The sequence below is a fragment of the Promicromonospora sp. NPDC050262 genome (assembly GCF_040655935.1).
Classification (GTDB): Bacteria; Actinomycetota; Actinomycetes; order Actinomycetales; family Cellulomonadaceae; genus Promicromonospora.
Genome location: NZ_JBFAKX010000004.1, coordinates 15,460 through 40,617, shown reverse-complemented (window position 1 = coordinate 40,617; position 25,158 = coordinate 15,460). Strand labels below are relative to the sequence as shown.

At 73.0% G+C, this 25,158-nt stretch carries 25 protein-coding genes and 3 tRNA genes; 13 read left to right on the top strand and 15 right to left on the bottom strand.

Translation table 11 applies throughout. The features are described from left to right. Positions 1-13: 13 nt before the first annotated feature. Entirely contained in the window at positions 14-1,645 is a 1,632-nt protein-coding gene (locus tag AB0I29_RS07580) for an ATP-binding cassette domain-containing protein (RefSeq protein ID WP_357479966.1), read from the top strand. A 2-nt stretch (positions 1,646-1,647) separates the two neighbouring features. Here the strand turns inward: AB0I29_RS07580 and AB0I29_RS07575 are convergent, their stop codons facing one another. Next, positions 1,648-2,217, bottom strand: a complete 570-nt coding sequence (locus tag AB0I29_RS07575) for an NUDIX hydrolase family protein (protein WP_182614170.1) — start codon at positions 2,215-2,217, stop codon at positions 1,648-1,650. Positions 2,218-2,372: 155 nt separating this feature from the next. Here AB0I29_RS07575 and trxA point away from each other — a divergent pair, with 155 nt between their 5' ends. Continuing rightward, the gene (gene trxA / locus AB0I29_RS07570; RefSeq protein WP_182614171.1) at positions 2,373-2,738 is read left to right on the top strand and encodes a thioredoxin; all 366 of its coding nucleotides are present in this window, start codon (positions 2,373-2,375) and stop codon (positions 2,736-2,738) included. 38 nt (positions 2,739-2,776) lie between these two features. On the opposite strand, the gene AB0I29_RS07565 is transcribed toward trxA, so the two are convergent. The 5 genes from AB0I29_RS07565 to bcp form a co-directional block, all read right to left on the bottom strand. Further along, positions 2,777-3,364: a thioredoxin domain-containing protein gene (locus AB0I29_RS07565; RefSeq protein ID WP_357480686.1), complete on the bottom strand. Its 588-nt coding sequence runs from the start codon at positions 3,362-3,364 to the stop codon at positions 2,777-2,779. A 272-nt stretch (positions 3,365-3,636) separates the two neighbouring features. Further along, entirely contained in the window at positions 3,637-4,074 is a 438-nt protein-coding gene (locus AB0I29_RS07560) for a hypothetical protein (protein WP_357479962.1), read from the bottom strand. A 63-nt stretch (positions 4,075-4,137) separates the two neighbouring features. Continuing rightward, a tRNA-Leu gene (locus tag AB0I29_RS07555) sits at positions 4,138-4,219 on the bottom strand. 35 nt (positions 4,220-4,254) lie between these two features. Continuing rightward, on the bottom strand, positions 4,255-5,466 hold the full coding sequence (locus tag AB0I29_RS07550; protein WP_357479960.1) for an acyl-CoA dehydrogenase family protein: 1,212 nt from the start codon (positions 5,464-5,466) through the stop codon (positions 4,255-4,257). Positions 5,467-5,469: 3 nt separating this feature from the next. Further along, positions 5,470-5,949 (bottom strand): thioredoxin-dependent thiol peroxidase, encoded by a 480-nt coding sequence (bcp, locus tag AB0I29_RS07545; RefSeq protein WP_285102929.1) that lies wholly within the window; start codon positions 5,947-5,949, stop codon positions 5,470-5,472. Positions 5,950-6,098: 149 nt separating this feature from the next. Here bcp and AB0I29_RS07540 point away from each other — a divergent pair, with 149 nt between their 5' ends. Continuing rightward, the gene (locus AB0I29_RS07540; RefSeq protein ID WP_020013266.1) at positions 6,099-6,395 is read left to right on the top strand and encodes a co-chaperone GroES; all 297 of its coding nucleotides are present in this window, start codon (positions 6,099-6,101) and stop codon (positions 6,393-6,395) included. Between the two features lies 1 nt (position 6,396). Here the strand turns inward: AB0I29_RS07540 and AB0I29_RS07535 are convergent, their stop codons facing one another. Further along, positions 6,397-6,957, bottom strand: a complete 561-nt coding sequence (locus AB0I29_RS07535; protein WP_357479957.1) for a hypothetical protein — start codon at positions 6,955-6,957, stop codon at positions 6,397-6,399. Between the two features lie 116 nt (positions 6,958-7,073). Here AB0I29_RS07535 and AB0I29_RS07530 point away from each other — a divergent pair. Both AB0I29_RS07530 and AB0I29_RS07525 read left to right on the top strand, forming a co-directional pair. Then, positions 7,074-7,149, top strand: a tRNA-Lys gene (locus tag AB0I29_RS07530). Positions 7,150-7,268: 119 nt separating this feature from the next. Further along, positions 7,269-7,341 (top strand) — tRNA-Lys (locus AB0I29_RS07525). Between the two features lie 59 nt (positions 7,342-7,400). Here AB0I29_RS07525 and AB0I29_RS07520 read toward each other — a convergent pair. Next, complete coding sequence (locus AB0I29_RS07520) at positions 7,401-7,703, bottom strand: hypothetical protein (RefSeq protein ID WP_357479954.1); 303 nt, start codon at positions 7,701-7,703, stop codon at positions 7,401-7,403. Positions 7,704-7,848: 145 nt separating this feature from the next. On the opposite strand from AB0I29_RS07520, the gene AB0I29_RS07515 reads away from it, so the two are divergent. Together AB0I29_RS07515 and AB0I29_RS07510 are read left to right on the top strand one after the other, a co-directional pair. Then, positions 7,849-11,358 (top strand): metallophosphoesterase, encoded by a 3,510-nt coding sequence (locus AB0I29_RS07515; protein ID WP_357479951.1) that lies wholly within the window; start codon positions 7,849-7,851, stop codon positions 11,356-11,358. Continuing rightward, positions 11,355-12,608, top strand: a complete 1,254-nt coding sequence (locus AB0I29_RS07510; RefSeq protein WP_357479948.1) for a HupE/UreJ family protein — start codon at positions 11,355-11,357, stop codon at positions 12,606-12,608. The genes AB0I29_RS07515 and AB0I29_RS07510 overlap by 4 nt, the downstream gene beginning before the upstream one ends. Here the strand turns inward: AB0I29_RS07510 and AB0I29_RS07505 are convergent, their stop codons facing one another. Continuing rightward, complete coding sequence (locus tag AB0I29_RS07505; protein ID WP_357479945.1) at positions 12,609-13,610, bottom strand: alpha/beta fold hydrolase; 1,002 nt, start codon at positions 13,608-13,610, stop codon at positions 12,609-12,611. Between the two features lie 85 nt (positions 13,611-13,695). Between AB0I29_RS07505 and AB0I29_RS07500 the strand changes: the two genes are divergently transcribed. Beyond that, positions 13,696-14,259, top strand: coding sequence for a TetR family transcriptional regulator C-terminal domain-containing protein (locus AB0I29_RS07500; protein ID WP_357479943.1), 564 nt, complete (start codon positions 13,696-13,698; stop codon positions 14,257-14,259). A 62-nt stretch (positions 14,260-14,321) separates the two neighbouring features. Here AB0I29_RS07500 and AB0I29_RS07495 read toward each other — a convergent pair whose 3' ends face one another. Next, positions 14,322-14,618 (bottom strand): hypothetical protein, encoded by a 297-nt coding sequence (locus AB0I29_RS07495; RefSeq protein WP_285102942.1) that lies wholly within the window; start codon positions 14,616-14,618, stop codon positions 14,322-14,324. Positions 14,619-14,715: 97 nt separating this feature from the next. Here AB0I29_RS07495 and trmB point away from each other — a divergent pair, with 97 nt between their 5' ends. The 3 genes from trmB to AB0I29_RS07480 all read left to right on the top strand — a co-directional run bounded on the left by trmB (position 14,716) and on the right by AB0I29_RS07480 (position 17,688). After that, positions 14,716-15,510 carry a tRNA (guanosine(46)-N7)-methyltransferase TrmB gene (trmB, locus tag AB0I29_RS07490; protein ID WP_357479939.1) on the top strand — a complete coding sequence of 265 codons (795 nt, stop codon included), beginning with the start codon at positions 14,716-14,718 and terminating at the stop codon, positions 15,508-15,510. 193 nt (positions 15,511-15,703) lie between these two features. Beyond that, the gene (locus AB0I29_RS07485) at positions 15,704-16,042 is read left to right on the top strand and encodes a DUF485 domain-containing protein (RefSeq protein ID WP_357479936.1); all 339 of its coding nucleotides are present in this window, start codon (positions 15,704-15,706) and stop codon (positions 16,040-16,042) included. A gap of 11 nt (positions 16,043-16,053) precedes the next feature. Continuing rightward, positions 16,054-17,688, top strand: coding sequence for a cation acetate symporter (locus tag AB0I29_RS07480; protein ID WP_285102947.1), 1,635 nt, complete (start codon positions 16,054-16,056; stop codon positions 17,686-17,688). A gap of 111 nt (positions 17,689-17,799) precedes the next feature. On the opposite strand, the gene AB0I29_RS07475 is transcribed toward AB0I29_RS07480, so the two are convergent. The 3 genes from AB0I29_RS07475 to AB0I29_RS07465 are packed head-to-tail and all read right to left on the bottom strand — an operon-like array spanning position 17,800 to position 20,027. After that, entirely contained in the window at positions 17,800-18,783 is a 984-nt protein-coding gene (locus tag AB0I29_RS07475; protein ID WP_357479933.1) for a DUF1731 domain-containing protein, read from the bottom strand. Between the two features lie 50 nt (positions 18,784-18,833). Beyond that, positions 18,834-19,184: a nuclear transport factor 2 family protein gene (locus AB0I29_RS07470; protein ID WP_285102949.1), complete on the bottom strand. Its 351-nt coding sequence runs from the start codon at positions 19,182-19,184 to the stop codon at positions 18,834-18,836. Positions 19,185-19,220: 36 nt separating this feature from the next. Beyond that, complete coding sequence (locus AB0I29_RS07465) at positions 19,221-20,027, bottom strand: SDR family oxidoreductase (RefSeq protein ID WP_357479929.1); 807 nt, start codon at positions 20,025-20,027, stop codon at positions 19,221-19,223. 78 nt (positions 20,028-20,105) lie between these two features. Here AB0I29_RS07465 and AB0I29_RS07460 point away from each other — a divergent pair, with 78 nt between their 5' ends. Continuing rightward, positions 20,106-20,912: a MerR family transcriptional regulator gene (locus AB0I29_RS07460; RefSeq protein WP_285102952.1), complete on the top strand. Its 807-nt coding sequence runs from the start codon at positions 20,106-20,108 to the stop codon at positions 20,910-20,912. A gap of 58 nt (positions 20,913-20,970) precedes the next feature. Here AB0I29_RS07460 and AB0I29_RS07455 read toward each other — a convergent pair whose 3' ends face one another. After that, complete coding sequence (locus AB0I29_RS07455; protein ID WP_357479926.1) at positions 20,971-23,286, bottom strand: FdhF/YdeP family oxidoreductase; 2,316 nt, start codon at positions 23,284-23,286, stop codon at positions 20,971-20,973. A 101-nt stretch (positions 23,287-23,387) separates the two neighbouring features. Between AB0I29_RS07455 and fdhD the strand changes: the two genes are divergently transcribed. Beyond that, the gene (gene fdhD / locus AB0I29_RS07450; RefSeq protein WP_357479923.1) at positions 23,388-24,296 is read left to right on the top strand and encodes a formate dehydrogenase accessory sulfurtransferase FdhD; all 909 of its coding nucleotides are present in this window, start codon (positions 23,388-23,390) and stop codon (positions 24,294-24,296) included. On the opposite strand, the gene AB0I29_RS07445 is transcribed toward fdhD, so the two are convergent. Further along, the gene (locus AB0I29_RS07445; protein ID WP_357479920.1) at positions 24,269-25,144 is read right to left on the bottom strand and encodes an alpha/beta hydrolase; all 876 of its coding nucleotides are present in this window, start codon (positions 25,142-25,144) and stop codon (positions 24,269-24,271) included. The genes fdhD and AB0I29_RS07445 overlap by 28 nt on opposite strands. Positions 25,145-25,158 lie beyond the last annotated feature (14 nt).

The window sequence follows — 25,158 nt, the reverse complement described above, 5'->3', positions numbered from 1 at the left end:
GTAGGCTGGGCGGATGCACCTCGTCGCCCAGGACCTCGGTTTCGCCTACCCCGGGCGGCCCGTCATGGACGGGGTGTCCTTCTCGGTGTCGCCGGGAACGCGGCTCGGCGTCGTCGGCGAGAACGGCTCGGGCAAGTCCACCCTGCTGCACCTGCTGGCAGGCGACCTGCTGCCCAGGTCGGGCGAGGTACGCCGGCAGGGCAGCGTCGCGCTGGTCGAGCAGGAGCTGCACCCTGCCCCGGGGCAGACCATCGGCGACCTGGTCGCCGGGACGCTCGACGGCCTGCGCACCGCCGCCGCCGAGCTGGAGGCCGCGGCGGCGGCGTTCGACCACGGCTCCGGCGACCTGGCGGTGCTGGAACGCACGCTCTCCCTCGCGGAGCACCTCGCGGTCTGGGACGCCGACCGCCGCGTCGAGGTGGCCCTCACGCGTCTGGGCGCCCCGCGCGACCCCGGCCGCCGGCTCGACCAGCTCAGCGTGGGGGAGCGGTTCCGGGTCCGGCTGGCGTGCCGCCTCGCCGAGCGCGCCGACCTGCTGCTGCTCGACGAACCCACCAACCACCTGGACGACTCCGCCATCGAGTTCCTCACCGGCGAGCTCGTCGCCTGGCGCGGCGGCGTCGTGCTGGTCACCCACGACCGCGAGCTGCTCGACGACGTCGCCACCGCCATCCTCGACCTCGACCCGTCCTGGGACGGCAGGCCCGTGCTCTACGGGCAGCCGGGTTATCTGGCCTACCGGTTCGCCAAGAACCAGGCGCTGCACCGGTGGCGGCAGCGCTACCGGGCCGAGCGCAAGCGGGCGGAGGCCCTGGCCGAGCGGCTCGACGAGTCCTACGAGGGCCTCTCCGACGAGTGGCGCCCCGGCAAGGGCTCCCAGAAGCACCGCCGCGCCACCCGCGCCCGCATCCACGTCAAGGCCGCCGACCGGCTGGTCCAGAAGCTGGAGGCCGAGGCCATCGAGGTGCCGGCCCCGCCCGTCGAGCTGGGCTTCCCCGACCTGCCCGCGATGTCGCCGGGCTGGGATCCCGGCAGCCCGGTCGTGGAGGTCCGCTCCCCGCGCGTCGGGGACGACGACGGCGCCCGGCTCGACCTGCCCGGTACGCGGGTCGCGATCCCGCCGTCGGGCAGGCTGCTCGTGGTGGGGCCCAACGGGACCGGCAAGTCGACGCTGCTCGCGGCGCTCGCCGGCACGCTCGAGCTGGACCGGGGGAGCCGCACGGTCGCGCCGGGCGCCCGCATGGGCGTCGTGGGCCAGGAGAGCCCGCCCATCACCGGGAAGGCGCGCCTGCGGACCGGGTTCGAGACGTACGCCGACGAGGCGCTGCGGCTGCTCGCCTCGAACGAGCTGGACCCCGACCACGTGGTGCCGGTCGCGGGCCTCGGGCTGCTCAGCGAGGAGGACCTGGACCGGCCGCTGGCCGAGCTGTCCGCGGGCCAGCGCCGCCGGTTCGAGCTGGCGCGGGCGCTGCTGCACGCACCGCACCTGCTGCTCCTCGACGAGCCGACGAACCACCTGTCGATCGACCTCGTCGACGAGCTGACCCGGGCCCTCCAGGTCACGCCCTGCGCCGTGGTCGTGGCGACGCACGACCGGCGCATGCGGGCCGACCTGGAGGACTGGCCGGTCCTGGACCTGTCCTAGCCCTACGGCAGCCGGCCCACGTGGGCCATCGCCTGCTTGATCAGCATGCCCTGGCCGTTCATCATCTCGGCCTGGACGTCGTCGGCGCAGGCCTCCTCCGGCGTGAGCCAGGCGAGGTCGAGCGCGTTCTGCTGCGGGCGGCAGTCGCCGGTGACGGGCACCACGTACGCGAGCGAGACGGCGTGCTGGCGCGGGTCGTGGAACGCGGTGATCCCCGGCGTGGGGAAGTACTCGGCGACGGTGAACGGCTGCGGCGACGGCGGCACCTGCGGCAGCGCGACGGGTCCGAGGTCCTTCTCGATGTGCCGCAGGAGGGCGTCCCGGAGGCGCTCGTGGTACATGACGCGCCCGGAGACCAGGGCGCGCGTCATCGCACCTTGCGGGTTCACCCGGAGCAGCAGCCCGACGGCGACCACGTCACCCGAGTCGTCGACCCGGACCGGCACGGCGTCGACGTACACGAGGGGGAGCTGCGCGCGTACGACGGCGAGGTCCTCGTCGGTCATCCAGCCCGACACCGGGGCGGGCTCGCGGTAGAAATCGTCGGCTGGGTAGTCGGCAGTGTCCGTCACGGGTCCGTTCTACCAGTTCGGGCGTTGCGGTGCCTGACCCCGCGCCGCCCGATCGGTGCCGGGATGTGACACGGATCGCCCCGCCGCCGCTCCTGGAATAGCAGAGGGCAGGGCTGTGCTTCACCTGGTAGACGCCCAACGAAAGGAAGCGTGACATGGCAACTGTCGACATCACCGACGCCACGTTCGAGAAGACCGTCAGCGACAACGGGATCGTCCTCGTGGACTTCTGGGCCACCTGGTGCCCGCCGTGCAAGATGTTCGGACCCGTCTTCGAGGCCTCCTCGGACAAGAACGACGACATCGTGCACGCCAAGATCGACACCGACGCGAACCCGGGTATCTCGGCCGCGGCGCAGGTGACGTCCATCCCCACGCTCATGGCGTTCCGTGACGGCGTGCTCGTGTTCCGCCAGGCGGGCGCGCTGCCGGCCAAGGGCCTCGCCGAGGTCGTCGAGGCCGTGCGCGGGCTCGACATGGACGTGGTGCGCAAGGACATCGCCGCGCAGCAGCAGAACTGACGGGGCGGGCGGGCCGGGGCGGCCCGCCCGCGGTGCGGCTACCGGCCGAGCGCCGTCTCGACGGCCCCGACGAGGTCGGCGGGGCTCCGGGTCTCCAGCCTCTCGCCGTCCAGGAAGAACGTCGGGGTGCCGCTGACGCCGAGCGCGCGGCCCTCGTCGAAGTCGTACTGGACGCGTTCCGACGTCGCCGGGTCGGCCACGGCGGCGTCGTACCGGTCCAGGTCGAGGCCGAGGTCCCGGGCGAAGCCCCGGAAGACCTCGGCCTGGGACTGCTGGACCTCGCCCCACTCGGCCTGCGACTCGTACATCCGCTGGTACATGGGCTCCAGCGCGCCCTGCGCGGCGGCGGCCTCGACCGCGACGGCGGCGTTGGCCGAGTTGGCGTGCGCGGGGATCGGGAAGTACCGGAGCACCACGGTCAGCTCCTCGCCGTACTGCTCCTTGAGCTGCTCGACGGTGGGGTAGTAGGCGCGGCACACCTCGCACTCGAAGTCGAGGAACTCGACGAGCACCGCCTGCTCGTCGTCGGCCTGGTGCAGCACGTGGCTGTTCTCGCGCACGACCTGGGCGTCCCCGGCCGGGGCGTCGGGACGGGAGCTCAGGATGAACCCGACCAGCAGCGCGATCAGGCCGAGCACCCCGGCCAGGAGGACGAGCTGCAGCACGAGTCGGGGCGTGAGCCGGCGGGCGGCGGCCGGACGCCTGGCGGTGGGGCTCTGGGTGGCCGGGCTCTTGGAGGTGGGTCGCGGAGACGTCGATCGCTGGGTGCTGGAGCGGTTGGGGGCAGGGCGCTTCGTGGTCACGGGTGGTCCTTCACGGGTAGGCGGGGCGCGGCGGCGGCCGGGTCGGGCCCGGCGGCCGGTGGTGGGCGGACGGCGGCGTCCGCCGGACGCCCGGCCTACGTGCGGCTGATGCCCCAGAGCAGCGGGTCGTGCCCGAGTGCGTGCGCCAGCGTGTGGGCACGTGCCGCGCGGTTCCCCGCGGTGATCGGCGCCGGCGCCGTGACCCGGTAGGACGGCGGGCAGACGGCCGGTTCGGTCCCGGCGCCGAGCGGTGCGCGCAGGCTCAGCAGACCCAGCGCCTCGGCGCCGTGCCGTGACCCGTGGGCCGGGCAGTCGTCCGCGGCCGGGACGACGCGGTCCCGGGCGGCGCCTTCTGATGCGTCGTGGTCCGGGACGTCGACGTGGTGCTGCACCACGGCCGCCGCCGGGGCCGCGCTCGCCGTGGTCACGCCCAGGGTGGTGACGCCCAGCAGCCCGGCCAGCGCGAGCAGCAGCACCACGAGCGCGGACCGCGGGGCGGTCGCGCTCGATCCTGGCCGGGGCGAGAGGGTCATGTCGGGGCGATCGTAGACGAACCGCCCGGCCTTCGGGGGCCGAAGGCGGCAGTGCGCCGAGGGTGCGCGAGGCGGGACTCGAACCCGCACGTCCGAGGACACCAGGACCTAAACCTGGCGCGGCTGCCAATTACGCCACTCGCGCGCGGCGCTCAGTCTACGGCCAGGTGAGCGTGCAGGTCAGCGGAACGCGGCGATCCCCGTGAGGTGTCGCCCCAGCACGAGCGTGTGGACCTCGTCCGTGCCCTCGTAGGTACGCACCGACTCCAGGTTGCTGGCGTGGCGCATCGGGGAGTGGTCGAGCGTGACACCGTTGCCGCCCAGGATCGTGCGGGCGGTGCGGCAGACCTCGATGGCGATGCGGGCGTTGTTCAGCTTGCCCGCCGAGATCATGTGCCCCTCCAGCCGCCCGGAGTCCTTGAGCCGCCCCAGGCGCAGGGCCATGAGCTGTGCCTTGGTGATCTCCAGGGCCATGTCGACGAGCTTGGCCTGCGTGAGCTGGAACCCCGCGATCGGCGTGCCGAACTGCTCCCGGCCCTGCGCGTAGGCCAGCGCCGCCTCGAACGCGTCCCGGGCCGCGCCCACCGCGCCCCAGACGATCCCGTAGCGGGCCTCGTCGAGGCACGCGAACGGCCCGGCCAGGCCGGGGTGCTCGGGCAGCAGGGCGTCCGCGGGCAGCCGCACGCCGTCCAGCGTGACGTCGCACTGCACGGACGCCCGCATCGACAGCTTGGGCTCGATGGGGACGGCGGTGAAGCCGGGGGTCGACGTCGGCACCACGAACCCGCGCACGCGGTCGCGCTCGCTCCCGTCGTCCTGCGGCTCGCGGACCTTGGCCCAGATGATCGCGACGTCCGCGAACGAGGCCATGCCGATCCAGCGCTTGGCGCCGTCCAGGACCCACTCGCCGCAGGCATCGCCGCCCTCCGAACCGGGCTCGAAGCGGGCACGCGTGGTCATGCTCGCCGGGTCGGAGCCGGCTCCCGGCTCGGTGAGCCCGAAGCAGCCCACGACCTCACCCGTCGCCATGCGCGGCAGCCACTGCTGCTTCTGGGCCTCGGACCCGTGCTTGTGGATGGCGGACATCGCCAGCGACCCCTGCACCGAGACGAACGTGCGGATGCCGGAGTCGCCGGCCTCCAGCTCCTGCGCCGCCAGGCCGTACTCGACGGCGGACCGCCCGGCGCAGCCGTAGCCGTCCAGATGCATGCCGAGCACGCCGAGCTCGCCCAGCTCGGGGACCAGCTCGCGCGGGAAGTGGGCGTCGGCGAACCAGCCGGCGATGTTCGGGCGCACCCGGCGGTCCACGAACTCCCGCACGCGGGCGCGCGTCGCGAGCTCGGCGTCGGTCAGCTCGGCCTCGATGTCGAGCAGGTCGGCGGGGGAGCTCATCGGTCAGTCGAGCCCGAGGACCTTGCGGATGCGGGCCACGTGGCCCGTCGCCTTGACGTTGTAGAACGACTCGGCGACCGTCAGGTCCGGGTTCACCACGACGGTGGAGCGGATCACGCCCACATACGTCTTGCCGTAGTTCTGCTTCTCGCCCCAGGCGCCGTACGCCTCCAGCGTCGCGTGGTCCTCGTCGGACGCGAGCGGGAACGTCAGCGTCTCGTCCTGCGCGAACTTGGCCAGCTTGGCGACCTTGTCGGGGGAGATGCCGACGACGGCGTAGCCCGCGCCCAGGAGTGACGCCTCCGAGTCGCGGAAGTCGCACGCCTCCTTGGTGCACCCCGGCGTCGCGGCGGCCGGGTAGAAGTACACGATGACGCCCTTGTCGGTGCTCTGCGCCAGGTCGGCGAGACGGACGGAGGCGCCGTCGGCGGTCGGGAGGGTGAAGTCGGGAGCTTTGTCCCCGGGCTCGAGGCGAGTCGTCATGCCCGTAACGGTAGTCGCCTTCGCGGGTCCTCGTGCCCCGTGCGCCCGGGGCCTGTGGACAACCCGGATCGGCAGTCGCGTAGCGTTGTCCTGTGAGCACCTCCGCCGTGACCGACTCCGTGACGAAGCCCGGAAACCTCCCGATCCGCATGCTGCACGACCGGCTCCTGGTCGAGCCCGAGACGGACTCCGCGGAACGGCAGTCGACGGCCGGCCTGGTGATCCCGGCGACCGCCGTCGGCCCCAAGCGGCTCGCCTGGGCGACGGTCGTGGCCAAGGGCGAGCACGTGCGTCAGGTCGACGTCGGCGACCGGGTGCTGTTCGACCCGGAGGACCGCGCCGAGGTGGACCTGGCCGGCACGGACTACGTGCTCCTGCGCGAGCGGGACGTGCACGGCGTGGCCGAGAGCGACGAGGCGGACGGCTCGACGGGGCTCTACCTGTAGGTCAGGCGGACGCTTCTGCGGTCTGCAGGGCCTCCAGACGCTTGATCATGCGGCGCACGAGCAGCAGCGGGATGGCGCCGAAGACGCCGAACGACATGTCGATGAGGCTCCAGCCCCACGGGATGTCCCGCACCGGTCCGGCGATCAGGGCCAGCGGGATGATCCCTGCGCACGCGATCAACCCGAAGTCGATGACCCAGACGTTGCGTACCGGATCGCGGAACGGGCCCCAGAACGCGACGGCGATGACGAGGTGCGCGAATGCGAGCCAGTCTGTGCCGTACGCGATGAAGGGGTAGTCCCGGGCCGTGGCGTCCAGCCCCTCGCGCACGCGGGCGAACCAGTCGACGAGACCCGGCAGCCAGCTGTCGACACCCCACGCGACGAGAAGCTCGTGGCCCCAGCGGACCTCCGTCGTCAACGGAAACGCCGTGACGCCGCTCAGCACCAGGCCGATGATGAACACGATCAGCCAGGCTCGTACGCTCCGCAGAAGTACTGCCTGTTCGGGCCGCGCCGCGGCCTCTGCCAGGGAACTCGCACCGGTACCAGTGACGGTCATGGTGCCGGAGCGTAGCGGCGGTCGGTCCTGCCCGGCTGTCGTGCAGTTCACAGGGCGGGCCAGCTCGTTCGGTTACCGGTGACGCCCCTGGTCCTGGTAGTGTTTCTCTCCGTTGCGCGCCATTAGCTCAATAGGCAGAGCAGCTGACTCTTAATCAGCGGGTTCGGGGTTCGAGTCCCTGATGGCGCACCAGCACGACGGCTGTACGGCCCTCTCCCGCCCTCCGGCGGAGGGGCGCATCATGGTCGTTCGTGAGGCGGAATCAATCGGTGCGCCGAGGGCCCCAGGTCCTGGTAATCTTCCCGTCGCAGGCGCCATTAGCTCAATTGGCAGAGCAGCTGACTCTTAATCAGCGGGTTCTAGGTTCAAGTCCTAGATGGCGCACAACAGGACGAAGGCCCCCACCACGGTGGGGGCCTTCGTCGTTCGGGGAACCAGGGCGGTCAGAGCAGGTCCACGGGGAACAGCTCCGTGCGCGCCACGACCCGGTCCCGCTCCTCCGTCAGCGCCGTGCGGCGGGGGTCCGCGAGGTACCCGTCGAGCTCCCGCTGCCCGGCGAACCGGTAGAGCTGAACCTCGTGCGGCCGGCCGTCCGCGCCGTCGGACGCCGCGCGCTGCAGCACCGTGCCGCCGTGCTCCGGGACCAGCGCCAGCACCTTGTCCTCGTAGGCCGTGAGGCCCGCCCCCTGGCCGGGACGCGCCCACAGCAGGCAGCAGAGCCGGATCTCGTCGTGGTGGTTCGCCATGACCTGAGCCTAGAACGCCTCCCGGTACCCACTATTTGTCCGCTTGTTGCCTGCTGCACCTGTTCCGTTCACCCGGCCCGTCCAGGTTTGTCCTCCGGGCGTGCTCGGAGCCGTCCATCTCTCACGGACCACAGGGAGGACGGCCATGCGGCCAGTCACCAGGAAACAGCGGGGCCGGCAGCAGGCCGGCCTCGTCGCGGCGGTCACGGCGGCCACGCTCGCCATGACGGGCTGGGCAGCGACGTCGTCGTCCGCCGCCCCCGCGGACACCGCTCGTCCCGACACCGGCACGACGGCGTCGGCCCCGCACCAGCCGGAGGCCTCGGCGACCGGCGCCCCGATCCTCACTCCCGACGACGGCGAGTTCCTCGAGGGCACGGTGCCCGTCGCGGCCGAGCCGGTCGCGCCCGGGGACGACGTCACGCGCCTGACCGTCGACGGCAAGGACGTCCCGGGCGCCACGGAGACCCTCGGCACGTCGGTGCTGGGCTACACGGTCGGCACCAACTCGACCGAGGCGCGCTACAAGAACTACGTGTCGGTCAACGGCTCGGAGCCGATCCACCTGCCCGACGCCGTGAGCGAGCGCGTCGAGCTGGAGGTCCCCGACGAGTACCTCGTGACCGGCGAGAACACGGTCGAGGTGGTCGTGGGCACGATCAGCTCCGACTGCGGCATCAACCACGACGACTTCGTGCTGTCGGACTTCACGCTGGAGCCCCTCGGCGAGCTCGCCGACGGCGAGGAGAACGAGTACACCTACTCGTTCGGCGACGGCACCTGCGGCAGCAACACCAGCCTGCTGCTGCGCGCCGAGCTCTCGTTCTTCGTCCAGGGCGACCCGCAGGGCACCACGGGCCTGAGCGCGGACCTCGACACCACGACGCTGACCAACGGCGCGCACACGATCGAGGCTCGCACCGCCTCGGGCGACTCGACGAAGCACCGGGTCCGCGTGAACAACGCGCCCGCCGGCGCGCCGCGCCTCACGCCGGTCGACGGCACCCTCAGCCGCGGCACCGTCACCGTCACGGGCGCCCGCCCGGCCGACGGCGAGGGCGCCACGGCCCAGCTCACGGTCGACGGCGACGCGGTGGAGACCACCGAGACGCTCGGCGCGGGCGACGCGGCCTTCTCGTTCAACGTGGGCTCGAACGCCGTCGACGGCGGGGCCGCGAACCTGCTGGTCGTCAACGGCATCGAGACGCCGATGGGCGGCTCGTACGCGAGCCAGCGCGCCGACATCGCGATCCCCAACGAGTGGCTGCGCCCCGGCGACAACACGGTCAAGGTGGTCACGGGCACCTTCGCGGGTGACTGCAACCGTGACGACTTCACGATCTCGAACCTGGCGCTGACGCCCGCGGCGGGCACCGCCGCCGGCGTCGGGCTCAAGCCGTCCTACGCGATGGGCGACGGCACCTGCGGCTCCAGCGGGACGGCGCTGCGCGAGGTCACGCTGACCTTCACGGTCGACGCCCCCGCGCGCGGCCTGCGTGCCGACGTCGACACCACCACCCTGCCGGACGGTGAGCACGAGCTCGCGGCGACGTCGACCACGGGGGAGACCGCCATCCGCGCGCTCTTCACCGACAACTCCGGCCCGGCGCTGGTGTCCGCGACCCCCGCGGACGGCGACCGCCTCACCTCCGCGGCGCCGCTCGCGGTCGCCGTCGAGGACGCCTCCGGCGTGGTCGAGGGCCCGGACGTCACGCTCGACGGCGCGGAGATCGCCGTGGGCGACCCGGTGGGCCCCGGCCTGACCGCCGGTGCGCACACGCTCGTCGTGTCCGCGACGGACGGCCTCGGCAACGAGGTCACGCACGAGATCGGCTTCGTGAGCGCCGGGATCCCGGACGTGCCGGCGGACGTCGCGCCGGCGTCGGGCACCGAGGGTGTGGGGCGCAGCGCCACGTTGAGGGCGACGGTGGCCGCGCCCGACGGCGGCGACGTCACCGCGCGCTTCTCCGCCGCGGAGATCCTCACGCCGAACAAGGCCTGGCAGGGCAGCACGGGCGCCGTGCCGACCACGCTGGACGTGCGCGGCCAGAAGAAGCTGAGCACCAAGGCGCTGGAGCCGGGCGACGGCAGGTCGGTCACGTCCCCGGCGTCGGGCGACGTGACCTACCAGCGGTTCGACGTGCCGGTCCGCGGCCGCGTCGAGGCGCCGGTGCTGCGCTGGGAGGGCACCGCCGACCCGGCGCGCCTGGTCAGCCTGCGGGCCTGGAACCCGGACACCGACGCATGGGACGTCGTCGCCTCCGCGCGCGGCGCGGTCGAGGGCGGCACCGTGCTGGAGGGCACCGTGTCCCGCGACTACGTGGACCGCGGCACCGTGCACGCCATGGTCACCGGCGAGGACCCCTTCGCCGACGACATCGATGCCGGCGACAAGGACCGGTTCGACGACCCGGACGACTACGACTTCTCGATGGTCCACTACACGGACACCCAGTACCTGACCGAGGGCGCCGTGGAGCAGGAGACGGCCGAGGAGCGTGCCGTCTGGGCGCAGGGCTACAACGGCGTCATGGACTGGATCGTCGACAACGCCGACGAGCGCAAGATCGCCTACGTGGCGCACACCGGCGACATCGTCGAGAACAACATCCGGGCGTTCCCGCCCGAGATGGAGGACCAGGTCATCGGCGAGTTCGAGTTCGCGTCGCAGGCTCAGGCCCGGATCGACGCCGCGGGCATCCCGAACGGCGTGGTCGCGGGCAACCACGACAACCAGTCCGGCACCGACCCGACGCTGTACGACGAGTACTTCGGCCCGGACCGGTACGAGGCGCTGTCCGAGGACTGGGAGGACGCGTCCTACGGCGGTGTCATGGAGCCCGGCTCGAACGAGAACCACTACGACCTGTTCTCGGCCGGCGGCCTGGACTTCGTGGTGGTGGGCCTGTCCTACGGCGTGACGCGGGACGAGGCCGAGTGGGCCGCCTCGGTCTTCGACCGGTACTCGGACCGCAACGGCATCCTGCTCACGCACGACTACCTGGAGCCGTCCGCGTCGCCCGACGGTCGCGGCGCCAACTTCGGCGGGTCCGACGGGCCGCTGCTGTACAACCTGCTCGTCAAGGACAACCCGAACGTGTTCATGGTGCTCGCCGGGCACCGGCACGGCGTGGGCACCAACGTGCGCCCGCCCGTGGTCGGGGACATCGGCGGCGGCGTGGTCGAGCTGCTCGCGGACTACCAGTTCTACACGGTGTCCGCCGGACAGCTCGGGCTCGCCGAGATCGGCGGCTACGACCCCACCGACCAGCTCCAGTTCGGCGCGTCGTTCTTCCGCATGCTGCAGTTCGACGTCGACCGCGGCGAGGTCTCCATCGACACCTACTCGCCGCTGCTGGGCGAGTTCGGCGCCACGGAGTACGACACCGAGCACCGCTACAACGGGCTCGAGGACAACATGGTGCTGCCGGTCGACCTGACCTCCCGCACCACGTCGTTCAGCACCGACTCGGTGGTGCTCTACGACCCGGTCGACGAGATCGGCCGGGACACGGTGGCCTCCGGCGAGGTCGCCTCCGTCCGGTGGTCGGGCCTCAAGCCGGACCGCACGTACGCCTGGTTCGTCACCGCCCGCACCCCCGGGGGCGGCACGACGACGGCGTCGCCGGCGTACTTCACCACGGCGCGGCGTTGAGGTTCGGTCCTCTCCGCGGACGCTCCGTGGCCCTGGCGGGGCTGCTCGCAGTGCTGAGCAGCCCCGCCGTGGGGCAGGTCGCCTCGGCGCACGACGCCACCAGCGACGTCTACGCCGAGGTGACCACGGCGCCGTCGGCCTCCGGTCCGGAGGGCGGCGGCCCGGACGTCGTTGCGGTGCTCGACCTCGAGTACGACCTGCTCATGAAGTCCGCCTGGCTGCGGGCCGAGGCGTACGAGGCCACCGGCCGGCATGACCAGCTCGCCCAGCTCGACGAGCACGAGGCCGAGGTGGACGGGTACGTCACCGACCGCTTCGCGGTCACCTACGACGGCGAGCCGTGCGCGCCCTCGCTCTCCGCCGCCGACATCGTCGAGCGGGGGGAGCGGGCCTATGCCTCGCTCACGTACTCCTTCGCCTGCGCGGGCGAGCCCGGGGGCGTGCACGAGGTCTCCAGCGCCCTGTTCCCGGACGCCGAGTCCTTCGTGCACTCCACCGAGACGATCATCCGGTACGCGCTCGACGACGAGGACGGCTCGGCGGTGCTCACCACGTCGTCGCCCACCCTGACGACGGGGGAGCACCGCCTGCTGAAGCAGGTCGGGGAGTTCTTCGTGCTGGGCGGCGAGCACCTGCTGTTCGGCATCGACCACGTGCTGTTCCTGCTGGCGCTGCTGATCGGGGCGCGGCGGCTGCGCGACGTCGTCCTGACGGCCACGGCGTTCACCGTGGCGCACTCCGTGACGTTCCTGCTCGCGGCGCTCGGCGTGGTGTCGGTGCCGGCGATCGTGGTGGAGCCGGTGATCGCGGCGTCGATCGCTGTCGTGGCGGTGGTGGACCTGGTGCTGATCCGGCGCGGTGGGGTGACGCTCGGGGGCGGGGCGTCGGCCGGTTCCGGCACGGCGCGGGACGCCCTGCGCTGGCACGCCCCGGCCGGGACCAGGGACGAGCGCGGTGCGTGGGACCGCTGGCGGCTGCCCGTGGTGTTCGTGTTCGGGCTGGTGCACGGCGTCGGGTTCGCCGGAGCCCTCGGCATCGAGGCCGCCTGGTCGTGGACCCTGCTGCTGTCGCTCCTGTCGTTCAACGTGGGCATCGAGGCGGTGCAGCTCGGCATCATCGCGGTGGTGTTCCCGCTGCTGGTGCTGCTGCGGGTGCGCGCCCCGCGCACGGCCCGCCGGGTGCTGCCGGCGGGCTGCGCGGCGATCGCGGCGGTGGCGCTGTGGTGGGTGGTGGAGCGGCTGGCGGGCTGACTAGTCCTGCGCCGACCAGAACGTCTCCAGCTCCGCGTCCAGCGCCGGGGCCACCTGCATGGGCAGGGAGTGCGTGGTGTCCGGCCAGATCTTGACCTGCGCGTCCGGGATCAGCTTGGCCTGCTCGGCCGCCGCCTCGCCCCCGGCCAGCGACGAGTCGCTCGCGATCGCCACGTAGACGGGCATGGCCAGCCCCCTCAGGTCGGCGTCGCTCAGCACGGAGGGGCTGGGCAGCGCTGACGAGCTGTAGCTCTTGGAGCCGACGGCGATCATCCGCGCCAGCGGGTCGTCGGGGTCCACCTCGTCGTCGGACACGCCGCCGATCCGGTTCAGCGCGGACTCGCGCCACGAGTCCGGGAAGAACGGCAGCGAGACCGGGATGGTCGTGAGGATGACGGAGAGCGGCATCATGCCGAGCGTCATGACGGGCTCCAGCAGGGTGAGGCTGGCCAGCCGGTCCGGGTGGCGCACCGCCACGGCCGCGGCCAGCCCGCCGCCTTGGGAGTGCCCCACGAGGTGGACCCGGTCGAGGTCCAGACCGGCCATCGCCTCGTCCACCCAGCGCGCGGAGTCGCCCATGTCGCGCAGCGGGACCGCCTGCTCGGACAGGCCCGTGTCGCCGAGGGTGTCGAAGGCGTAGACGGTCCGGTGCTCGACGAGGTCGGGCAGGTTGTCGCCCCACATCGGGGCCGCGGCGGACCGGCCGGGCAGCAGGACGACGGGGGTGGCGTCGGGGTGCTCGGCGTGCACCCACGCGTAGGCGCGGACCGTGCCGAAGCTCGTCTCGACGTCGTGCGTCGCCGTGGGCTCGGGCAGGCGGCCGAGCGCCTCGGCGTACGCGTCCTCGTAGGCCCGGCGGTCCTCGGGCGTGCGGAAGTGGCCGACGCCGGGACCGCCCGCCGCGACGAGCAGCGCCAGCCCGCCGGTCGAGACGATCGCGACGACGGCCAGCAGGACGGTCGGCCAGCGGCGGCGTTTCGGGCCGGTGGTTGGGGTGCGCATCGGAGGTCCTCTCGGGGCCGGGCGGTTTTACAATACGATCGCATCGTAACAGGTAACGATGCGATCGCATTGCTATCCTGGTCGCATGCCGAGAGTCGTGGACCATGAGGAGCGCCGCTGGGAGATCGTCTTCGCGCTCTGGCTGGTCATCGCCCGGCACGGGATCGAGGGCGTCAGCCTGCGCCACGTCGCCGCGGAGGCCGGCGTCTCGATGGGGCGCATCCAGCACTACTTCGGCACCAAGGACGCCCTCGTCCTGGCCGGCTGCACCGCCCTGGTCGACCGCGCCTACGGCGGGTACCAGGAGACCGCAGACGCCGCTCCGCGGGACCGGCTGCGATACGTCATGAGCCAGCAGATCCCGCGCGACGACGCCGGCCGGATCGGCGTCACCGTCTGGTACGCCTACGTGGCGAAGTCGATCAACGACGCCGCCGTCCGCCAGGTGCTGGCCGAGGCGCGGCGAGGGGCCGAGGACGAGTGTGCGCGGCTGATCCGTGCCGACCGCGACACCAGCGCGGAGGGCGCGCTGACGCAGGCCCGGCGCCTGCTGGCGCTCGCCGACGGGCTCACGCTGCGGGTGCTGGTCCGGGACCTGGAGCCGGGCGAGGCGGTGGCGATGCTGGAGGCCGAGGTCGGCCGCGCCTGACGGCGCCGGCGGGAGCCGGCGGGAGCCGGCCGTCGCGGGCCGCACCGACCGGGCGGGCGACGTCAGTCCGTGCGGTCCGGACTGCCGAACAGGTCGCCGAAGGCCTCGTCGGCCTGCCGCGCGACCTCCACGTCCCGCGCCAGCCGGGCCCCACGGTCCACGGGCCCGTCCCAGGCGCGGGGGTCCCGGGCCGGGCCGTCGAGGAGCCCGCGCCGGATCCAGCCGAGGACGAGCTGCGGCCCGGAGGTACCGCTCCGGGCCGCCATGGTGGTGAGCTGGTCGCCGTCGGCGTCGGACAGGTCGACGACGACCCGCCGTCCGTCGAGCTCGACGCGCGAGCAGGAGCCGCGGGTGGTCATGGGACCCAGCCTGCCGCGCACCGCCGTCGTCGTGCACCGCGAGGCGCGAATCCGTGCGGATACGCAACGCCCGCCCGCGACCTCGTACGCTTTTCCCGTGAGTCAGCCCGCATCCGCCCAGCCCGACACCGCGCGTCAGGACACCGAGACCCCGCTCGACCTCTCGGGGTTCCGGACCAAGCCGGTGTCGTTCGTGCGCCGGTCCGGCCGGCTCACGGACAAGCAGAAGCGCCTGTGGGCCGAGCGCCGCACCGCCTACGTCTTCGACGTGCCCCGGGCGATCGCGCGCACCTCCGTGCACCCGGAGTACGTGCTCGACGCCGCGGCGCTCTTCGGACGCACCGCCCCGCTCGTGGTCGAGATCGGCTCGGGGCTGGGCGACGCCGTCGTCGGGGCGGCCTCGACCGATCCCGGGCGCGACTACCTCGCCGTCGAGGTCTACCAGCCCGGGCTCGTGCACACGATCGCGCGCGCCGAGCGGGCCGGGGCGGCCCTGGGGCGGGACGGGCTGCCGAACCTGCGGCTCGTGCAGGCCAACGCGGCCGAGCTGCTGGAGACCACGGTCGCGGCCGGCTCGGTGGACGAGCTCTGGGTGTTCTTCCCCGACCCGTGGCACAAGGCGCGCCACCACAAGCGCCGCCTGGTCACCGCGGAGTTCGCGGCGCTCGCGGCGCGCGTGCTGCGGCCCGGCGGCACGCTCCGCCTCGCGACCGACTGGGCCGAGTACGCCGAGCAGATGGTCGAGGTGCTGGAGGCCGACGAGAACCTCGTCAACGCGCACGGACCGGGTGCCCTGGCGCCGCGGTTCGAGCGCCGCGTGCTGACCGGGTTCGAGCGCAAGGCGCACGACGCCGGGCGGGACGTCGCCGACCTGGAGTACGTGCGCCGCTGACGTCGCGCTGACCAGGTGCTTCCCCGAGACCGTCGGTGAATACCGTTCGAATGTAACGACTTGGTCAAGTCGGGAAACGCGCCGTCTGAACCGTTTGCCCCCGGCGTGTGAGGTACGGCACATTGGGCCGGGTGCGAGATGCGCACACCGGGCCGCGGCAGAGCGCGCGCCCCCATGAGCCAATGGAGGCGTCATGAGTGACGTACGGGCAGCAGGGCCTGCCGAAACCGATTACCAACGTGTCGAGCGATCGGACGAGTTCCAGAGCCTGCGCAGGGCCTTCCGGAACTTCGTCTTCCCGATGACGGCGCTGTTCCTCGTCTGGTACCTCCTGTACGCCCTCATGAGCACGTACGCGCACGAGTTCATGAGCATCCGCGTGGCCGGCACCATCACGGTCGGGCTGATCTTCGGGCTGCTGCAGTTCGTCTCGACGTTCGTGATCACCACGCTCTACGCGCGGTGGGCCAACAACAAGTTCGACGCCCGGGCGCAGGCCCTGCGTGAGGAGATCGAGGGGGGCGAGCTGTGAACGGGACAGTCATGGCGGCTGAGGCCACGAACGTCGGCAACACCTGGGTCAACATCGGCATCTTCGCGGCGTTCGTGGTGGTCACGCTCATCGTCGTCTTCCGCGTCTCGCGGCAGAACAAGAGCGCCGCGGACTTCTACGCCGGCGGCCGCAACTTCACCGGCACCCAGAACGGCACCGCGATCGCGGGCGACTACCTCTCCGCCGCGAGCTTCCTGGGCATCGCGGGCGCCATCGCCGTCAACGGGTACGACGGCTTCCTGTACTCCATCGGCTTCCTCGTGGCGTGGCTCGTCGCGTTGCTGCTGGTCGCCGAGCTGCTGCGCAACACCGGCAAGTTCACGATGGCGGACGTGCTGTCGTTCCGCCTCAAGCAGCGGCCCATCCGCATGGCGGCGGCGCTGTCCACGCTCGCGGTCGTGTTCTTCTACCTGCTGGCGCAGATGGCGGGCGCGGGCGGCCTCGTCGCCCTCCTGCTCGGCATCACCGACAAGACGGGCCAGGGCCTGGTCATCGCCGTCGTGGGCGCGCTGATGATCCTGTACGTGCTGGTAGGCGGCATGAAGGGCACCACCTGGGTGCAGATCATCAAGGCGACGCTGCTCATCCTGGGCGCCGGCGCCATGACCATCTGGGTGCTCGCGCGGTTCGGCTTCAGCCTCTCGGCCGTCATGCAGGAGGCCGTGAACATGGCCGGCGAGAACGGCGAGGCGATCCTCGAACCGGGCCTGCAGTACGGCGCCACGGCGCTGTCGCAGCTCGACTTCCTGTCGCTCGCGCTGGCGCTGGTGCTCGGCACCGCGGGCCTGCCGCACGTGCTCATGCGGTTCTACACGGTGCCGTCGGCCAAGGAGGCCCGCAAGTCCGTGGTCGTGGCGATCTGGCTGATCGGCATCTTCTACCTGTTCACCCTGGTGCTCGGGTACGGCGCGGGCGCCCTCGTGGGCCCCGAGGTGATCCTCGCGGCACCCGGCGGGCAGAACTCGGCGGCACCGCTGCTCGCGTTCGAGCTCGGCGGCGAGATCCTGCTCGGCATCATCGCGGCGGTCGCGTTCGCGACCATCCTCGCGGTCGTGGCCGGTCTGACGATCACGGCGGCGGCGAGCTTCTCCCACGACATCTACGCCTCCATCATCAAGAAGGGGCAGGTCTCGCCCGACGGCGAGGTCCGCGTGGCCCGCTGGACCGTGGTCGTCATCGGCATCATCGCGATCATCGGCGGCATCTTCGCCAACGGGCAGAACATCGCGTTCCTCGTGGCCCTGGCGTTCTGTGTCGCGGCGTCGGCGAACCTGCCGACCATCATCTACTCGCTGTTCTGGAAGCGGTTCAACACGTCCGGTGCGCTGTGGAGCATCTACGGCGGCCTCATCTCGACCGTCGTGCTGATCATCTTCTCCCCGGTGGTCTCGGGGAAGCCCGCGGACCCGGTGACCGGGCTCAGCAAGTCGATGATCAGCGACCCGGCCATCGACTTCCACTGGTTCCCGCTCGACAACCCGGGCATCGTGACCATCCCGCTCGCGTTCGTGCTCGGCATCGTCGGCACCTACCTGAGCAAGGAGCGGTCGCACCCGGAGAAGTACGCCGAGATGGAGGTCCGCTCCCTCACGGGCGCGGGCGCCGAGAAGGCGGTCGCGCACTGATCCGGCGCACCTGAGGCGGCGTCCGGCACGCTGCCCGACGACGGCCGTGGTCACCTCCCCCGGGAGGTGACCACGGCCGTCGTCGTACCGGGACCAGGTGAACCGGGCGCGTCAGGCGCGGCGGCGGCGCACGACGTCGTCGACCGCTGGGGCGAGGTCGGGCCACCGGAAGGCGAAGCCCGCGGCGGCGAGCCGTTCGGGCAGCACCCAGCGGCTCTTGAGCACCAGCTCCGCCTCGTTGCGCAGCACCCACACCGCGGGCTCCAGCAGCCAGCGCGGCGCCGGGATCCCCAGCGGCATCCGGGTCGCCCGGCGCAGCTCGGCCATGAGCGTGCGGTTGTCGACCGGGTGCGGCGCGGCCAGGTTGACCGGCCCGGAGATCTCCTCGTGCTGCTCCAGGAACCGGACGGCCCGCAGCACGTCGTCGACGTGGATCCACGAGAACTTCTGCCGGCCGGCGCTGTGGTGGACCGGCACGGGGCCGCCCGTCGGCCGGTCGCCGATGCCACGGTAGCGATGGTGCTGGAACCACCAGCCATCGAGCTGCGGGCCCCCCACGCCGAACCGCGCCAGCCGCGCGAGCATGTCCGACGCCGGTCCGCCCAGCACGATCGCCATGCGCAGGGCGACCCGTCGGGTCTCCGGCAGGCGCCCCGCGAAGAGCTCGTGCTCCCAGCTGCGCGCCACGTCGACGGAGAATCCGGCGCCGAGCTCGCCGCCGTCCTCGGTCTGCGGGTGGTCCAGCGCGTAGCGGTAGATCGTGGCGGTGCTCGCGTTGAGCCACAACCGAGGGGGACGGGCGGCGGCTGCGACGGCGTCGTGCAGCTGCCGGGTGGTCTCGACCCGGGACCGCAGGATCTCGTCGCGGTTCCGGTCGGTGTAGCGGCAGCCCACGCTCTTGCCCGCGAGGTTGACCAGCAGGTCGGCGCCGTCGACCACGTCCCTGAGGGCGGTCGGCCCGTCGGACCACCGCACGTCGGGGCCGGCGCGGCCGACCCGGACGACGTGGTAACCGCGCGCCGTGAGGTCGTCGACGAGCGCCCGTCCGATGAACCCGGTCCAGCCCGCCACGACGGCCCGTCTCGCCTCGGTCATGCGCCGCAGCGTATCGCCCACCCTCTCCAAGAGGGGGGTGGGTTGGTGGGTCAGGGGGCGATGACCAGCTCGGTGATGTGGTCGCCGTGCAGGGTGTAGCGGTAGCGGAGGTCGACGACGCCGCCCGGGAAGTCCCCCTCCAGGTGTCGCACGGCGGTCCAGTGCGTGTCGTCGTCCTGCCGGACGGCGGTGAGCTCGCTGGTGTAGGTGTACTCGCTCGCGGCCCGCGACAGCCAGGAGCGGATCTCCGCCAGGCCCCGGTAGGTGCGGCCCTCGTCGGTGACCTCCGCGTCGTCGGCGTAGCAGGCCAGCTCGCGCTCGGCGTCGCGGGCCTCGTGTGCTGCGAGGTGCGCGGTAAGGACGGCGGGCAGTGCCCGGCCCTCGGTGATGGACGCGTTCATGGTTCTTCCTTTCGTTGCTGGGTCTGTCGGAGGCGGTCAGCCGACCGTCGGCACGGTCCCGCCGTCGATCGTGTGCTCGGCGCCGGTGATGGCCGCCGCCCGGTCGCCGACGAGGAACGCGACGAGCTCGGCCACCTCCGCGGGCTCGCTCGGCCGCCCGAGCGGGATGCCGCCGAGCGAGTCCATGAGCTGCTCCAGCGCCGCCTCGCGGCTGACGCCCTGTCCGGCGGACAAGCGCTCGACCAGCGCCTCGGCGCTCGACGTGCGGATGAAGCCGGGGGAGACGACGTTGACCCGGACGCCGTGCGGGGCGGCCTCGACGGCGAGCCCCTTGCTGTAGGTCGTGAGGGCAGCCTTGGCCGCCGCGTAGCCGAGCGTGGCGGTGTGCAGCGGCATCCGGCGCTGGATCGAGGAGACGTGCACCACCGCGCCCTTGCCGGCGGCGATCATGCCGGGCAGCAGGGCGCGGTCCAGGCGCACGGCGGCGAGCAGGTTCAGGTTCAGCTCCTCGGTCCAGTGCACGTCCGTCATGGCCGCGAAGCCGCCCGACGGCGAGTGCGAGCCGCCGAGCGTGTGCACCAGGACGTCGACGCCGCCGAGATGCTCCGCGACGTGCTCGGCGACCTGGGCGGCGCCGTCCGGCGTGGTGAGGTCGGACGCCACGAAGCCCTGCGGGCCGGGGTGCGGGTCCGGCGCGGTACGGGCCACGCCCAGCACCGTCGCGCCCGCCGCGCGCAGCCGGGCGGCGACGGCGGCGCCGGTGCCCTTGCTGGCACCGGTCACCAGGGCGCGCCGGCCGTCGAGGCGGTCGCTGAGGGAACCGTTGTTGTCGGGGGTGTGCATGACCCCAGGCTGGAGTCTCCCGCAGGGAGAGGGTCAACCCCCGCCGCGAACGACCGGGGGAGGGTGCACAGTGGTGCCGTGACCCAAGGCCTGACCATCGGCGACTTCGCCGAGCTCACCCACCTGAGCATCCGGACGCTGCGCCGCTATCACGAGTCCGGTCTGCTGGAGCCGGACCGGGTGGACCCCGTCAGCGGCTACCGGTACTACACGGCCGCGCAGATCCCGCAGGCGCAGGTCATCCACCGGCTGCGCGAGCTGGACGTGCCGCTGGCCGAGGTGCGGCAGATTCTCGCCACGCCCGACGCCGACGCGCGGGCCGGGCTGGTCGCCGGCCACCTGCGCCGGCTGGAGGCCGAGCTGGACCGGACCCGGGCCGCCGTCGCGTCGCTCCGCCGGCTGCTGAGCCCGGCGGCGCCGCCGGAGGTCGTGCTGCGGTCCGAACCGGCCCGGACGGTCGCCGCGGTCACCGGCGTCGTCGGGCACGACGAGGTGCTGACCTGGTACGCCGGCGCGATGGCCGAGCTGGACGGGGCCGTGGCCGGGCATGAGCGGCTCGGACCGCCCGGCGGGCAGTACGACAACGCGCTGTTCCGCGACGGCCGCGGATCGGTCCTGGTGTACCGGCCGGTGGCGGACCCGCCGGAGCGCGGGCGGGTACGGCCCGTCGAGCTGCCCGCGGCCGAGCTCGCCGCCGTCGTCCACCACGGGCCGCATGACGACATCGACGTCACGTACGGGCGGCTCGGGGCCTGGGTGGTCGACCACGCCCTCGCCGTCGACGGCCCGGTGCACGAGACGTACCTGGTCACCCCGGCCGACACCCCCGACCGGGCCGCGTGGCGCACGGAGCTGGCCTGGCCGGTCTTCCGCCTCGCCCCGTAGCCGTTGAGTGCTGGGTATTCGCCCTTCTGGCACACGAAAAAGGGCGAATACCCAGCACTCAGCGAGAGGGTTCGAGGCGGATGACGACCGACTTGGACGCCGGGGTGTTGCTCTGGTCCGCCGTGTGGTCCAGGGGGACCAGCACGTTCGTCTCCGGGAAGTACGCGGCGGCGCAGCCGCGCGCCGTCGGGAACGCGATCGCGCGGAAGCCCTCGGCCCGGCGCTCGCCGGTCCCGCCGTCCGGCCCGGGCCACTCGCTGACCAGGTTCACGGTGTCGCCGTCGGCCAGACCGCCGGACGCCAGGTCGTCCGGGTGGACGAACACGACGCGCCGCCCGTTCTTCACGCCGCGGTACCGGTCGTCGAGGCCGTAGACCGTGGTGTTGAACTGGTCGTGGGAGCGGACGGTCTGCAGCAGCAGCCGGCCCTCCGGCACCTGGACGATCTCGAGCTCGTTGACCGTGAAGTTGGCCTTGCCCGTCGTGGTCGGGAACAGCCGGGCGTCGCGCGGCGGGTGGGGCAGCACGAACCCGCCGGGCTCGGCGACGCGGCGGTCGAAGTCCTCGAAGCCCGGGACCACGCGGGAGATCGAGTCGCGGATACGGGAGTAGTCGGCCGCGAACTCCTCCCACGGCGTGGGGTCCTGCGGTCCGAGCACGCGCCGGGCCAGGTCGCAGAGGATGGCGGTCTCGCTGCGCAGGGCGTCCGAGACCGGGGCCAGCCGCCCGCGCGACGTGTGCACCACGCTCATGGAGTCCTCGACGGTGACGACCTGCTCGCGCCCGCCCGTCAGGTCGCGCTCGGTGCGGCCGAGGCAGGGCAGCACCAGCGACCGCCTGCCGGGCAGCACGTGCGAGCGGTTCAGCTTGGTCGACACGTGCACCGTGAGCGGCACCTCGCGCAGCGCGGCCTCGGTGACCGCGCTGTCCGGCGTGGCCGCGGCGAAGTTGCCGCCCACCGCCATGAAGACCTTGAGCTGTCCGTCGCGCAGGGCCCGGACCGTGTCGACGACGTCGTACCCGTGGGCGCGCGGCGGCTCGAAGCCGAACTCCGTGCCCAGCGCGTCCAGGAAGAGCTCGGTGGGGCGCTCCCAGATGCCCATGGTGCGGTCGCCCTGCACGTTGCTGTGCCCGCGCACCGGGCAGGCGCCCGCGCCCGGGCGGCCGACGTTGCCGCGCAGCAGCAGGAAGCTGACCACCTCGCGGATGGTCGCCACGGCCTGCTTGTGCTGGGTCAGGCCCATCGCCCAGCAGACGATGATGCGGTCGGCGGCCTTCACGTCGTCGACGAACGCCTCGATCTCCGCCCAGTCCAGGCCCGTGGCCCGCTCGACGTCGGCCTGGTCGACGGCGCGCCAGGCGGCCGCGGCCTCCGGGAACCCGGAGGTGTGCTGTGCGATGAACTCGTGGTCCAGCACGGGGGCGTGCCCGGCGGTCCGGGCGTCGTCGTCGGCCTCGACCAGCAGGCGGTTCACCGCCTGGAACAGGGCCAGGTCGCCCGCGAGGCGGATCTGGAGGAACCGGTCGGCGAGCTTGGTGCCCTGCCCCACGACGCCGCGCACCCGCTGCGGGTTCTTGAAGGTCTGCAGCCCGGCCTCGGGCAGGGGGTTGATCGCCACGATCCGGGCGCCCCGGTCCTTGGCCTCCTCCAGCGCGGTGAGCATGCGCGGGTGGTTGGTCCCGGGATTCTGGCCGACGACGACGATCAGGTCGGCGTGGTCGGTGATGTCCTCCAGGGACACGCTGCCCTTGCCGATGCCCAGCGTCTCGACCAGGGCGGTGCCGGACGACTCGTGGCACATGTTCGAGCAGTCGGGCAGGTTGTTCGTGCCGAGCTTGCGCGCCAGGAGCTGGTACAGGAACGCGGCCTCGTTGCTGGTGCGGCCGGACGTGTAGAAGGCCGCCTGGTCCGGGGAGTCCAGGCCGCGCAGCTCGCCGGCGACCAGGTCGAGGGCGTCGTCCCAGGACACCGGCCGGTAGTGGTCGGCGCCCTCCTCGCGCAGCATCGGCTCGGTGATCCGGCCGGACTTGCCCAGCCGGTGGTCGGTCCAGGTCGCCATCTCCGAGATCGCGTGCTCGGCGAAGAACGCCGCGTCCGCGCGCTTGCGGGTGGCCTCCTCGGCCACCGCCTTGGCCCCGTTCTCACAGAACTCGGCCAGGTGCGGCTTGCCCGGCTCCGGCCAGGCGCAGCCGGGGCAGTCGAAGCCCCGCTGCTGGTTGATCAGCGGCAGCGTGCGCAGGCCGCGCGCCACCCCGGCCTCCTCGAAGACATGGGCCAGGCCGTGCACCACCCCGGGCACGCCGGCTGCCGCCGTCTTGGGCGGCCCGATGCGCAGGCTCTTCTCGGGGGCGTCGGTGCGGGCTTCGTCGCTCACGTCGGTCACTCTCCTGACCCTACGCCGGAGCGGTCCGGCTGTGGGGGCTGTGGACAAATCGGTCGGTGGAAGTGGTCGGCGGAGGTGCGAGACTGGGCGGTATGGGAGTCGTCACCGACCGACGGCGCGTGGTGCGCGTCCGCGAGGGCGCCCGCGCGGCGCGCCCCGACACGCTCGCCGTCGAGGAACCGCTGATGGTCCGGCTGGTCGGGCCCGGCGACCTCGTCAGCAGGGCGCGGCCGCTCGGCGCGGTTCCGGTGGGCGGTGTCGTCCCCGTGGGCGGGGCCGCGCTGCCGGACGGCGTCCTGCCGGGTGCGCGACCCGCCGGGAGCACGCTCACCGTCACCATGCGGACCCCGGGCGACGACTTCGACCTGGTCGCCGGCTGGCTGGTCTCGGAGGGCGCCGTCACGGCGCGCGAGGACATCGCGGGGATGCGGCTGTGCCCCGACGAGGACAACACCGTCGAGGTGGCGCTCGCGCCCGGCGTCGAGGCCCCGCGACAGCGGGCGTTCGCGACGACGAGCGCGTGCGGGGTGTGCGGGTCGGACACCGTGGTGGAGGTGCGGGCCGCGCTGCGCTGGCCGGTCGCGCGCGACGCCGTCACGGTCGGGGCCGACGTGATCGCCGCCCTGCCCGACCTGCTGCGCGAACGCCAGCGCGCCTTCGACCGGACCGGCGGCCTGCACGCCGCGGGCCTGTTCACCGCCGACGGCGACCCGCTGTACGTGCGCGAGGACGTGGGCCGGCACAACGCCGTCGACAAGGTGGTCGGCGCGGCCCTGCGCGACGGCGCCCTGCCCGCTGCCGGGACGGTGCTCCAGGTCAGCGGGCGGGCGTCGTTCGAGCTGGTGCAGAAGGCCGCGCGGGCCGGGATCCCGGTGCTGTCCGCGATCTCCGCGCCGTCGACCCTCGCCGTGGACCTGGCCGAGGAGTGCGGCCTGACCCTGCTGGGCTTCGTGCGCGGGGACTCGATGAACGTCTACACGCGGGCGGACCGGCTGCGCTGAGGCGTCGCGGCCGGCGCGACCCGGCGGGCGAGGAAGGCCGCCGCGGTGTCCATGGCGCGGGCCGCCGTCGGCTCGGTGGCGTGGTGGTGCTGGAAGACGTGCGCGCTGCCCGGGTAGACCTCCAGCGTCACCTCGACGTCCGCCTCCGCGGCCCGCGCGGCCAGCAGGGTGCTGTCGTCGAGCAGCACCTCGGCGGAGCCGACCTGGAGCAGGAGCGGCGGCAGGCCGCGCAGGTCGGCGAGCACCGAGCTGGCCAGGGGGTTGCGGGCGTCCGCGGCGGCGGGCAGGTAGGTGGCCGCGTACTCCCGGATGTCGGCGGCGTCGAAGATCGGGTCGACGCTCTCCTTGCCGGTGAGGCTCGCGCCGGACAGCGTCAGGTCGAACCAGCCGGAGAAGGTGACGACGGCGGCCGGCAGCGGGAGCCCGGCGTCGCGGGCGGCCAGCACCGTGGCCAGCGCGAGCCCGCCGCCCGCGGAGTCGCCCGCGATCACGACCCGCGCCGGGTCGGTGTCGGCCAGCAGCGCCCGGTAGGCGGCCAGGCCGTCGTCGACCGCCGCGGGGAACGGGTGCTCGGGGGCGAGGCGGTAGTCGGGCGCCACCGCGCGCAGGCCCGCGCGTGCGGCGAGCGCCGCGGCGAGGGGCACGCCCGTGCGGGCGTCGCCGATCACGTACCCGCCGCCGTGCAGGTAGAGCAGCACGCCGGTGTCGCCGTCGGCCTGCGGCACGGCGATGTCCAGGGCCGGGACGCCGCCGAGCGCCCGTTCGGTCACACGGGTGCCGTCCGGCAGCGGGAGCCGGCCGAACGACGTGTAGAAGGTGCGGAGCTCGGTGAGCGAGTTCTGGTCCATGGTTCTCCTCGGTG

Coding starts and splice junctions, on each gene's coding strand:
- AB0I29_RS07580 (WP_357479966.1), top strand. CDS start 14: ATGCACCTCGTCGCCCAGGACCTCGGTTTCGCCTACCCCGGGCGGCCC.
- trxA (WP_182614171.1), top strand. CDS start 2,373: ATGGCAACTGTCGACATCACCGACGCCACGTTCGAGAAGACCGTCAGC.
- AB0I29_RS07560 (WP_357479962.1), bottom strand. CDS start 4,074: ATGACCCTCTCGCCCCGGCCAGGATCGAGCGCGACCGCCCCGCGGTCC.
- AB0I29_RS07550 (WP_357479960.1), bottom strand. CDS start 5,466: ATGAGCTCCCCCGCCGACCTGCTCGACATCGAGGCCGAGCTGACCGAC.
- bcp (WP_285102929.1), bottom strand. CDS start 5,949: ATGACGACTCGCCTCGAGCCCGGGGACAAAGCTCCCGACTTCACCCTC.
- AB0I29_RS07540 (WP_020013266.1), top strand. CDS start 6,099: ATGCTGCACGACCGGCTCCTGGTCGAGCCCGAGACGGACTCCGCGGAA.
- AB0I29_RS07535 (WP_357479957.1), bottom strand. CDS start 6,957: ATGACCGTCACTGGTACCGGTGCGAGTTCCCTGGCAGAGGCCGCGGCG.
- AB0I29_RS07520 (WP_357479954.1), bottom strand. CDS start 7,703: ATGGCGAACCACCACGACGAGATCCGGCTCTGCTGCCTGCTGTGGGCG.
- AB0I29_RS07515 (WP_357479951.1), top strand. CDS start 7,849: ATGCGGCCAGTCACCAGGAAACAGCGGGGCCGGCAGCAGGCCGGCCTC.
- AB0I29_RS07505 (WP_357479945.1), bottom strand. CDS start 13,610: ATGCGCACCCCAACCACCGGCCCGAAACGCCGCCGCTGGCCGACCGTC.
- AB0I29_RS07500 (WP_357479943.1), top strand. CDS start 13,696: ATGCCGAGAGTCGTGGACCATGAGGAGCGCCGCTGGGAGATCGTCTTC.
- AB0I29_RS07495 (WP_285102942.1), bottom strand. CDS start 14,618: ATGACCACCCGCGGCTCCTGCTCGCGCGTCGAGCTCGACGGACGGCGG.
- AB0I29_RS07485 (WP_357479936.1), top strand. CDS start 15,704: ATGAGTGACGTACGGGCAGCAGGGCCTGCCGAAACCGATTACCAACGT.
- AB0I29_RS07480 (WP_285102947.1), top strand. CDS start 16,054: ATGGCGGCTGAGGCCACGAACGTCGGCAACACCTGGGTCAACATCGGC.
- AB0I29_RS07475 (WP_357479933.1), bottom strand. CDS start 18,783: ATGACCGAGGCGAGACGGGCCGTCGTGGCGGGCTGGACCGGGTTCATC.
- AB0I29_RS07470 (WP_285102949.1), bottom strand. CDS start 19,184: ATGAACGCGTCCATCACCGAGGGCCGGGCACTGCCCGCCGTCCTTACC.
- AB0I29_RS07465 (WP_357479929.1), bottom strand. CDS start 20,027: ATGCACACCCCCGACAACAACGGTTCCCTCAGCGACCGCCTCGACGGC.
- fdhD (WP_357479923.1), top strand. CDS start 23,388: ATGGGAGTCGTCACCGACCGACGGCGCGTGGTGCGCGTCCGCGAGGGC.
- AB0I29_RS07445 (WP_357479920.1), bottom strand. CDS start 25,144: ATGGACCAGAACTCGCTCACCGAGCTCCGCACCTTCTACACGTCGTTC.